The organism is Cellulosimicrobium cellulans, from assembly GCF_001722485.1.
GTDB classification, from domain to species: Bacteria; Actinomycetota; Actinomycetes; order Actinomycetales; family Cellulomonadaceae; genus Cellulosimicrobium; species Cellulosimicrobium cellulans_A.
This window is the reverse complement of record NZ_LWGL01000023.1, coordinates 21255-29580: the sequence shown is the minus strand read 5'-3', so window position 1 is coordinate 29580 and position 8326 is coordinate 21255. Positions and strand designations below refer to the sequence as shown.

At 74.9% G+C, this 8326-nt stretch carries 9 protein-coding genes; 5 read left to right on the top strand and 4 right to left on the bottom strand.

Annotated features, from left to right (window positions below; genetic code table 11):
• Positions 1–343: hypothetical protein (locus JZ5iCDA_RS04740; protein WP_253181956.1), on the bottom strand; the 343-nt coding region annotated here is incomplete at its 3' end.
• Positions 344–395: 52 nt separating this feature from the next.
• On the opposite strand from JZ5iCDA_RS04740, the gene JZ5iCDA_RS04735 reads away from it, so the two are divergent.
• The 4 genes from JZ5iCDA_RS04735 to JZ5iCDA_RS04720 all read left to right on the top strand — a co-directional run bounded on the left by JZ5iCDA_RS04735 (position 396) and on the right by JZ5iCDA_RS04720 (position 3895).
• The gene (locus tag JZ5iCDA_RS04735; protein ID WP_069386098.1) at positions 396–1148 is read left to right on the top strand and encodes a helix-turn-helix transcriptional regulator; all 753 of its coding nucleotides are present in this window, start codon (positions 396–398) and stop codon (positions 1146–1148) included.
• A gap of 69 nt (positions 1149–1217) precedes the next feature.
• Positions 1218–2009, top strand: a complete 792-nt coding sequence (locus JZ5iCDA_RS04730; RefSeq protein ID WP_069386097.1) for an aldo/keto reductase — start codon at positions 1218–1220, stop codon at positions 2007–2009.
• Between the two features lie 188 nt (positions 2010–2197).
• Positions 2198–3475, top strand: coding sequence for a Glu/Leu/Phe/Val family dehydrogenase (locus JZ5iCDA_RS04725; RefSeq protein WP_069386111.1), 1278 nt, complete (start codon positions 2198–2200; stop codon positions 3473–3475).
• Between the two features lie 69 nt (positions 3476–3544).
• Complete coding sequence (locus JZ5iCDA_RS04720) at positions 3545–3895, top strand: DUF3140 domain-containing protein (protein ID WP_069386096.1); 351 nt, start codon at positions 3545–3547, stop codon at positions 3893–3895.
• On the opposite strand, the gene JZ5iCDA_RS04715 is transcribed toward JZ5iCDA_RS04720, so the two are convergent.
• From JZ5iCDA_RS04715 to JZ5iCDA_RS04705, 3 genes are all read right to left on the bottom strand, one after another.
• Positions 3882–4748 carry a tryptophan-rich sensory protein gene (locus JZ5iCDA_RS04715; protein WP_069386095.1) on the bottom strand — a complete coding sequence of 289 codons (867 nt, stop codon included), beginning with the start codon at positions 4746–4748 and terminating at the stop codon, positions 3882–3884. The two genes, JZ5iCDA_RS04720 and JZ5iCDA_RS04715, sit on opposite strands and share 14 nt — an antisense overlap.
• An 85-nt stretch (positions 4749–4833) precedes the next feature.
• A complete protein-coding gene (gene hemQ, locus JZ5iCDA_RS04710; protein WP_069386094.1) occupies positions 4834–5583 on the bottom strand; it encodes a hydrogen peroxide-dependent heme synthase in 750 nt (249 codons plus the stop codon).
• A gap of 43 nt (positions 5584–5626) precedes the next feature.
• A complete protein-coding gene (locus JZ5iCDA_RS04705; protein ID WP_069386110.1) occupies positions 5627–6802 on the bottom strand; it encodes a ferrochelatase in 1176 nt (391 codons plus the stop codon).
• A 186-nt stretch (positions 6803–6988) separates the two neighbouring features.
• Between JZ5iCDA_RS04705 and JZ5iCDA_RS04700 the strand changes: the two genes are divergently transcribed.
• On the top strand, positions 6989–8305 hold the full coding sequence (locus JZ5iCDA_RS04700) for an alkaline phosphatase (protein WP_083259668.1): 1317 nt from the start codon (positions 6989–6991) through the stop codon (positions 8303–8305).
• The last annotated feature ends 21 nt before the right edge of the window (positions 8306–8326 follow it).

Sequence of the window (8326 nt, the reverse complement as noted above, 5' to 3'; positions counted from 1 at the left end):
CGCGCAGCAGCGTGCGGTCGACCGGACCGAGGAACGAGCCGGCCGAGCCGGCGAGGTCGCCGAGCCGCGCGAGCGCGCGTGCGGCGACGTGCGGGTCCTGGGGGCGCGCGACGTCGTCGACGAACCGCACGGCGAGCTCGAGCCCGGCCGGGTCCGAGACGAGCGCGCCGAGCCGCTCGGCCGTCTTGCGGGCACGGGCGTCACCGGCGCCCTCGCTCGCCGCGAGCCAGCGGCGCGCGAGGGCGACGGCCTCGTCGACGAGGTCCTCGGGGGCGGTGGCCCGCAGGTCGGTGGCGGCGGCTCCGGGGGTGGGGAGAGGCCGGGCAGGGGCGTCGTCGCTCATCCCTCCAGCGTGCCTCGCCGCGCGCGCCCTGTCTTGTACGATCCGGGGCGACATGGCAGCCGTTCGCGACAACTCCTGGCCGGAGGGCGACGCCCTCCTCGCGGCGCTCAGCCCCGCGATGGTCGCCCTCATGGACGAGCTGCCCGGCACGATGTTCTGCGCCAAGGACGTCACCGGACGCTACGTCGCGGTCAACCCGGTGTTCGTCGCACGCACGACCGAGCGCTCGCGCCGCGCGGTGGTCGGGCGGCGCGCCGGCGACCTCTTCGTGCCCCAGCTCGCGGAGCGCTACGAGCAGCAGGACGCGGAGGTGCTGCGCACGGGGCGCCCGCTGCGCGGCGAGCTCGAGCGCATCCGGCGCCTCGGCGGCACCGCGGGCTGGTTCCTCACCGCGAAGCTCCCCGTGCACGACGACGCGGGCGGCCTCCTCGGGCTCGTGTCCGTGTCGCACGACCTGCGCGCCGGCGAGGCCGACGACGCGACGATGGACTCGGTGTCGGCCCTCGTCGCGGCGGTCGAGGCGGACCTCGCGGCGCGGTGGACCACCGAGCGCCTCGCGGACGCCGCGGGGTGCACCCCGGCGACGCTCGAGCGCCGCGTCCGGCGGGTGTACGGCGTCACCCCGCGCCAGCTCGTGCTGCGCACACGCGTGGACCGCGCGGCCCTGCTCCTCGCCGCCGGCGAGGGCACCATCGCGGAGGTCGCGGCGGCGTCCGGCTTCTACGACCAGCCGTCGTTCACGCGCACGTTCGCGCGCCTCACCGGCGAGACGCCCGCCCAGCACCGCCGTCGCACCGCCCGCTGAGCGCCGCCGCGCGCAGGGGCGCCCGGTACCGGTGGCGAGGGACGGCGCCGGGCACGAAGACTGGTGCCCATGACCACTGGACCCGACACCTCACGCATCCCCACGGCCACGCTCCCCGGCGGGGAGATCCCGCTGCTCGGCATCGGCACGTGGCAGTCCGAGGGCGACGACTGCTACCGCGCCGTGCGCCACGCGCTCGACGTCGGCTACCGCCACGTCGACACCGCGACCGGCTACGGCAACGAGTCGCAGGTGGGGCGCGCCCTCGCCGACTCCGACGTCGACCGCGCCGACGTCTTCGTCACGACGAAGCTCCCGCCGGACGCCGCGGGCAAGGAGCGCGAGACGATCGAGGCGTCGCTGCGCGACCTCGGCACCGACTACGTCGACCTGTGGCTCATCCACTGGCCGCCGTCCGGCGAGGCGTCGCCGTGGGTGTGGGAGCGGTTCGTCGAGCTGCGGGACGAGGGCAAGGTCCGCTCGATCGGGGTGAGCAACTACTCCGTGGAGCAGGTCGACATCCTCTCCGAGCAGGTGGGCGAGACGCCCGCGGTGAACCAGATCCCGTGGAGCCCGGCCGACTACGACGCGCAGCTCGCGCGCGAGCTCACGACGCGCGGCGTCGTGCTGGAGGGCTACAGCCCGTTCAAGCGCACCGACCTCGGCGCGCCCGTGCTCGCCGAGGTCGCGTCGGCGCACGGCGTCACCCCGACGCAGGTCGTGCTGCGCTGGCACCTCGACCACGGCTTCGTCGTCATCCCGAAGTCCGTGACGCCCGAGCGCATCGAGGAGAACTTCCACGTCACCGGGTTCTCCCTCACCGACGACGAGCGCGCGGCGGTCGACGGCCTCGCCGGCTGACGCCTCCCCCTTCCGAGCCGGCCCGCGGGGCGCGCCGCTGCGCGTCCCGCGGGCCGCGGTACGTTGGATCCCGGGTGCGGCACACCCCCGCCGCGCCCGGGACCACCTCGACCGGAGGACCAGTGACGACGACGTCAGCACCCCAGACGACCCTTCCCACCGAGCAGCCCACCCAGCGGACGGCCCCGGTGCCCGGCGACGCGGCGACGACGCCCGCGCAGGCACCCGCCTCGCCGCTCGCGACCGCCCACGCCCAGCTCGCCGGCGCGGTCGCGTTCCTCGGCTACGACGACGGCCTGCACCGCATGCTCGCGACGCCGCGGCGCGAGGTGCACGTCGCCGTCCCGCTGCGCCGCGACGACGGCCGCACCGTCCTCTTCCACGGCTACCGCGTGCAGCACAACGTCTCGCGCGGCCCCGGCAAGGGCGGGCTGCGCTACGCCCCCTCCGTCGACATCGACGAGGTCCGCGCGCTCGCCATGTGGATGACGTGGAAGTGCGCCGTCGTCGACCTGCCGTACGGCGGCGCGAAGGGCGGCGTGACGATCGACCCGCGCGACCACACCGACGCCGAGCTCGAGCGCGTCACGCGCCGCTACACGTCCGAGATCATGCCCGTGGTCGGCCCGGAGCGGGACATCATGGCGCCCGACATGGGCACCGACGAGCGCACCATGGCGTGGGTCATGGACACCTACTCGGTCAACCAGGGCTACACGATCCCGGCCGTCGTCACGGGCAAGCCGATCACCGTGGGCGGCTCCCTGGGGCGCACGACGGCGACCTCGGCCGGCGTCGTCCACGTCACCGCCGCCGCGCTCGCCGAGGCGGGGGCGGACCTCGTGGACGTCACCGTCGCGATCCAGGGGTTCGGCAAGGTCGGCTCGCACGCGGCGGCGATCTTCGCGTCCCGCGGGGCGCGCGTCGTCGCCGTCTCGGACCAGTACGGCGGCGTGCACGACCCCGACGGCCTCGACGTGCGCGGCCTGCTCGAGCACGTCGCCCGCACGGGCAGCGTCGTCGACTTCGAGCGCGCCGAGCCGCTGGCGAACGACGCCCTCCTCGCCCTGGACGTGGACGTGCTCGTCCCGGCCGCCGTCGGCGGCGTGCTGGACGGCGGGTCCGCCGCCCGGGTGCGGGCGCGGTGGGTCGTCGAGGGCGCGAACGGCCCGACGACCGCGGAGGGCGACCGGGTGCTCGCCGAGCGCGGTGTCACGGTCGTCCCGGACGTCGTCGCGAACGCGGGCGGCGTCGTCGTGTCGTACTTCGAGTGGGTGCAGGCGAACCAGGCCTACTGGTGGACCGCCCAGGAGATCGACGAGAAGCTCGAGCACCGCATGCAGCACGCGTACGACGAGGTGTCGACGCTCGCGCGGCGCGAGGGGCTGAGCCTGCGCGACGCGGCGCTCGTCATCGGCGTGCAGCGCGTCGCCGAGGCCCACCAGATCCGGGGCCTGTACCCCTGAGCCGTCCCGGCGCGTCCCGCTGGGCCGTCCCGACGCGCGTGCCCGCGCCCGCGCCCGCACCCTGGAGGCATGACGAAGGACGTGCACGAGGACGCGGACGAGATCCGGCACGACTTCTCCGAGGCCGTCAACATGACGGCCTCGGAGCTCGAGTCGTGGCTCGGGACCGACGAGTCGCAGTCGGTGGGGCAGAAGTCGTCGGGCGGGTCGGAGAGCACCGGGCACGCGTCCGGCCGGCGCATCGTCGAGCTGCTGCGCACGAAGAAGGACGACCTGAGCGAGTCGGACCTCGAGCACATGCGCAAGGTCGCCGGCTACGTCGCCCGGCACTCCGCCCAGCGGCCCGACGGCGACGTGACCGACACGCCGTGGCGGTACTCGCTCATGAACTGGGGCCACGACCCGCTCAAGAAGGACTGAGCGGCGCAGGCACGGGCCGCGCTCGGACGCCCCGGCGACGCAGGACGGCGACGAGCCCCGCCCCGAGCGCGACCGCCGACGCGACCGCGGCCGCCCACGCGACCGTCGTGTCCTCGAGCGGGCCCGCGAAGCGCCCCACCGCGACCCACGCCAGACCCCACGACATCGCGAGCGCGATGCCGAGGGCGACTGCCCGACGTCGGCCCGCGAACGCGGCCCACGCCGCGGCCAGCGCGGCGGCGAGCACCACGACGACGACGGACCAGCCGGTCGCGCCGAGCCCGAGCTCCCCCAGCCCGGCGTCCGCGAGGGCGGCGGCGACGTTCGCGAGCGTCGCGACGCTCACCCAGCCGGTGTACAGGCCGACCGTGCCGTCGAGCAGCAGCGCCTGCGCCGTGCTCGACGGCGCGGCGCGCACGAGCCGCACCACGAGCACCGCCAGCACGGCGAGCAGGGCGGCGATGACGACGACGCTGCCCGCGAGCGAGCCGGCCTGCACGACGCCGATCCAGGCGGCGTTGAGGACCATCGACGCCAGGACCCACCACGCGGTCGCGCGCAGCCGCGGGTCCGCCGCGTTGCGGGGCAGCACCTGCAGGACGGCGAAAACGAACAGCCCGAGGTAGATCACCGACCAGATGCGGAAGGCCGGGTTGTCCGGCGCGACCGGGGTGGCCGTCGCGGACAGCGCTCCCCCGGCGGCATCCTGGATCGCCTGGCCGCCGAACGCACCGGACCCGTAGGCGGCGGCTCCGGCGGCGAGGAGGGAGCCGAGCAGGACCACGACCTGCCGGACGCGGTCGGCCGACGTCGGCGGGACGGTCAGGGACGAGGAGGCGGCGGCGGTCGTCATGCCTCCACGATGACATCGCTCAGCACGCTGAGCATCTCGGCGTCCGCGCCGGCCCGCCGGGTACGCGCCGGCGTCGGGCGGTCGCTCAGGCGACGGGCTGGCGGTCCGCCCAGGCGGTCAGGCTCGTGCGCGGGCCCGTGAAGAACGGGACCTCCTCGCGCACGTGCCGGCGTGCCTCGGTGCTCCGCAGCTCGCGCATGAGGTCGACGATGCGGTGCAGCTCGTCGGCCTCGAACGCGAGGATCCACTCGTAGTCGCCGAGCGCGAACGACGAGACGGTGTTCGCCCGCACGTCCGGGTAGTCCTTCGCCGCGAGGCCGTGGTCGCGCAGCATCGTACGGCGCTCGGTGTCGGGCAGCAGGTACCACTCGTAGGACCGCACGAACGGGTACACGCACAGGTACCCGCGCGGGTCCTCGCCCGCGAGGAACGCGGGCACGTGGCCGCGGTTGAACTCCGCGGGACGGTGCAGCGCCGCGTTGGACCACACGGGCTCGAGGTGCGCGCCGAGGCCGCTGCGCCGCAGGCGCTGGTACGCGCCCTGCACCGACTCGATCGTCGGCCCGTGCCACCACACCATGAGGTCCGCGTCCGAGCGCAGGCCCGCGACGTCGTACCAGCCCCGGACCACGAGCTCGCCGTCGGTCGCGGCCGGGTCGGCACCGCCGCCCACGGCGTCGAGCGCCTCGGTGACCAGCGCGGCACGCTCCTCGGCGTTCGCGGGCAGCGGCGCCGCCGTCGCGAACACCGACCACATCGCGTAGCGGATGGTCGCGTTGATCTGGTCGTGGTCCGCGGGCACGCGGGCAGCGCCGCGTCCGTGCTCGTCGCTCATGGGGTTCCGGGCTCCTCGTCCGAGATCGGTGGGTGCGTCGTGCTCAGGAGTACAGGTCGGTGCTGCACAGCGCGGGGACGCCGCTCGGCTCGCCGTCGCGGCGCAGGCAGCAGCCGGGCGCGCACACCGAGCGGAACGCGGGCAGCCCGCCGACGGTCGCCTGCGCGACGTCCTCGCCGCGCGCCATCGCGGCGCGCTCGAGGAGCAGGTCGACGAGACCGCGGACGAACGGCTCGCGCGTGCTCACCGTGCCGGCGCGGACGGCGGTCAGGCCGAGCTCCCCGGCGGTCTCGAGCGCCTCGGTGTCGAGGTCGTAGGCGACCTCCATGTGGTCCGAGACGAACCCGATCGGTGCGAGCACGACGTCGCGCACGCCGTCCTTCGCCAGCTCCTCGAGGTGGTCGTTGACGTCGGGCTCGAGCCACGGCTGGCTCGGCGGGCCGGAGCGCGAGCAGTACGCAAGGTCCCACGCGACGTCGTGGCCGAGGCGCTCGGAGACCTGCGCGACGATCACGCGCGCGAGGTCGAGGTGCTGCTCGGAGTACGTCGCGAACGCGACGCGCGACGCCGCCTCCATCGTGTCCGGGATGGAGTGCGTGACGAACACGAGGCGCGCGGCCGCGCCGTCGCCCCCCTTCTCGGCGAGCGCCGCGTACCCGTCGAGGACCGCGTCGACGTTCGCCTGCGCGAAGCCCGGGTGGTTGAAGTAGGAGCGGATCTTGTCGAACTGCACGCCCGTGGACCCGGTCGCGTCGAGCTGACCGCGCTTCTCGAGCACGACCGCGAGGTCCTCGCGGTACTGGCGGCAGCCGGAGTACGAGGAGTAGGCGGACGTCACGAGCGCGACCGCGCGCTGCGCGCCGAGGGCCTCGAGCTCGGTGATCGCGTCGTCGGTGTACGGGTCCCAGTTGCGGTTGCCCCACACGACGGGCAGGTCGATGCCGCGGCGGGCGAGCTCGGCCTCGAGCGCCGCCTTGAGCTCGAGGTTCTGCTCGTTGATCGGGCTCCTGCCGCCGAAGCCGTAGTAGTGCTCGCCGACCTCCTCGAGGCGCGCGTCGGGGATGCCCTTGCCCGCGGTGACGTTGCGCAGGAACGGCACGACGTCCTCGGGCTTGTTCGGGCCGCCGAACGAGTAGAGGAACAGCGCGTCGTAGGGACGCACGTCGGGGGCCGTGGTGGCGACGTCGGCAGCGGTGTCCTGGGGGGAGAACGGGGGCATGGTGTCGATGATGTCACCACCGCGGGCGCCCACCACCCACGAACGGGACGGCTCGGACGTGACATCGAACGGACATCGTGTCACCTCGCCTGCGGACGGGACCGCCCGCTGGTGAGCACGCCCCGCCGTCCTAGCGTGGGGAGGTCGGCGGCACCGGAGCCACCGACGGGTCTCGAAGGAGGACTCATGGACGCACGACGCACGACGTGGAGGTCGGGCGCGGCCGGGGTCGCCGCCGCAGCGGCCCTCGCGGCGCTCCTCCCCCTGGGCGGCGGGTACGGCGACGACGGCGGGCACAATGGGCACGGCGGCCACGGCCGGCCGGACGACCGCGGCCGTGGGGAGCGGGCCAGGAACGTCATCTTCATCCAGGGCGACGGGCTCGGGATGTCGCACCGCGAGGTGATCCGCCTCGCCACCGTCGGCAAGGACGGGCAGCTCGCCATGGACTCGCTCGAGCACGCCGGCTGGACGACGACCGACTCGGCCGACCCCGAGGAGGCGGTCACCGACTCCGCCGCCGGCGCGACCGCGTTCGCGTCCGGGGTCCGCACGTACAACGGCGCGGTCGGGGTCGACGCCGCCGGCAACCCCGTCCCGACGCTCCTCGAGCGGGCGCGGGACGCAGGCAAGGCGACCGGCCTCGTCACGACGGCGCAGGTCACCGACGCGACGCCCGGCGCGTTCGGCGCGCACGTGCCCGACCGCGGTGACCAGAGCGAGATCGCGCGGCAGTTCCTCGAGAGCTCGCGCCCGGACGTGATCCTCGGCGGCGGCGAGGACTGGTGGTACCCGGAGGGCGACCCCGGGGCGTGGCCCGACAACCCGCCGGAGGACCCGACCGAGCAGAGCAGGGGCACCGCGGGGAACCTCGTCGAGCGCGCGCAGGACCTCGGGTACACGTACGTGACCGACGCCGACGAGCTCGCCGCGGCGCGTCGCGCCCCGCTCCTCGGGCTGTTCGCCAACGAGGAGATGTTCCAGCAGCGCAACGAGGGCGAGGGCGACGTCTACGCGCCCGCCGTCCCGCTCGTCGACATGACGGCGAAGGCGCTCGACGTGCTGTCCCGCGACCGCGACGGGTTCTTCCTCGTGGTCGAGGAGGAGGCCGTCGACGAGTTCGCGCACCGCAGCAACGCGACGCGCACCATCCAGGCGGGCCAGGCGCTCGACGAGACCGTCGCGCTCGCGCTCGACTTCGCGGCGCACCACCGCGGCACGCTCGTGCTCGTCGTGGGCGACCACGCGACGGGCGGGCTCGCGATCGAGAACGTCGACGACGAGGACGAGTCCGGCGAGGGCGCCACGGCCGAGGACGGCCCGTTCGACCTCGCCGGCACCGACCTGCAGTTCACGGTCGACTGGACCACCGGCGGCCACACCGGCGAGGCGACGCCGCTGACCGCGCAGGGGCCCGGCGCCCAGCACCTCGACGGCGCCCTGCGCAACACCGACGTCCACGACGTCGTGCTGCAGGCGATGCTCGGCCGCGGGCGCGGCTGAGCCACGCCTCCGGGAGCCGCG

Excerpts from the sequence above, each read along its gene's own strand:
- JZ5iCDA_RS04735 (WP_069386098.1), top strand. The coding sequence starts at position 396 with ATGGCAGCCGTTCGCGACAACTCCTGGCCGGAGGGCGACGCCCTCCTC.
- JZ5iCDA_RS04730 (WP_069386097.1), top strand. The coding sequence starts at position 1,218 with ATGACCACTGGACCCGACACCTCACGCATCCCCACGGCCACGCTCCCC.
- JZ5iCDA_RS04720 (WP_069386096.1), top strand. The coding sequence starts at position 3,545 with ATGACGAAGGACGTGCACGAGGACGCGGACGAGATCCGGCACGACTTC.
- JZ5iCDA_RS04715 (WP_069386095.1), bottom strand. The coding sequence starts at position 4,748 with ATGACGACCGCCGCCGCCTCCTCGTCCCTGACCGTCCCGCCGACGTCG.
- hemQ (WP_069386094.1), bottom strand. The coding sequence starts at position 5,583 with ATGAGCGACGAGCACGGACGCGGCGCTGCCCGCGTGCCCGCGGACCAC.
- JZ5iCDA_RS04705 (WP_069386110.1), bottom strand. The coding sequence starts at position 6,802 with ATGCCCCCGTTCTCCCCCCAGGACACCGCTGCCGACGTCGCCACCACG.
- JZ5iCDA_RS04700 (WP_083259668.1), top strand. The coding sequence starts at position 6,989 with ATGGACGCACGACGCACGACGTGGAGGTCGGGCGCGGCCGGGGTCGCC.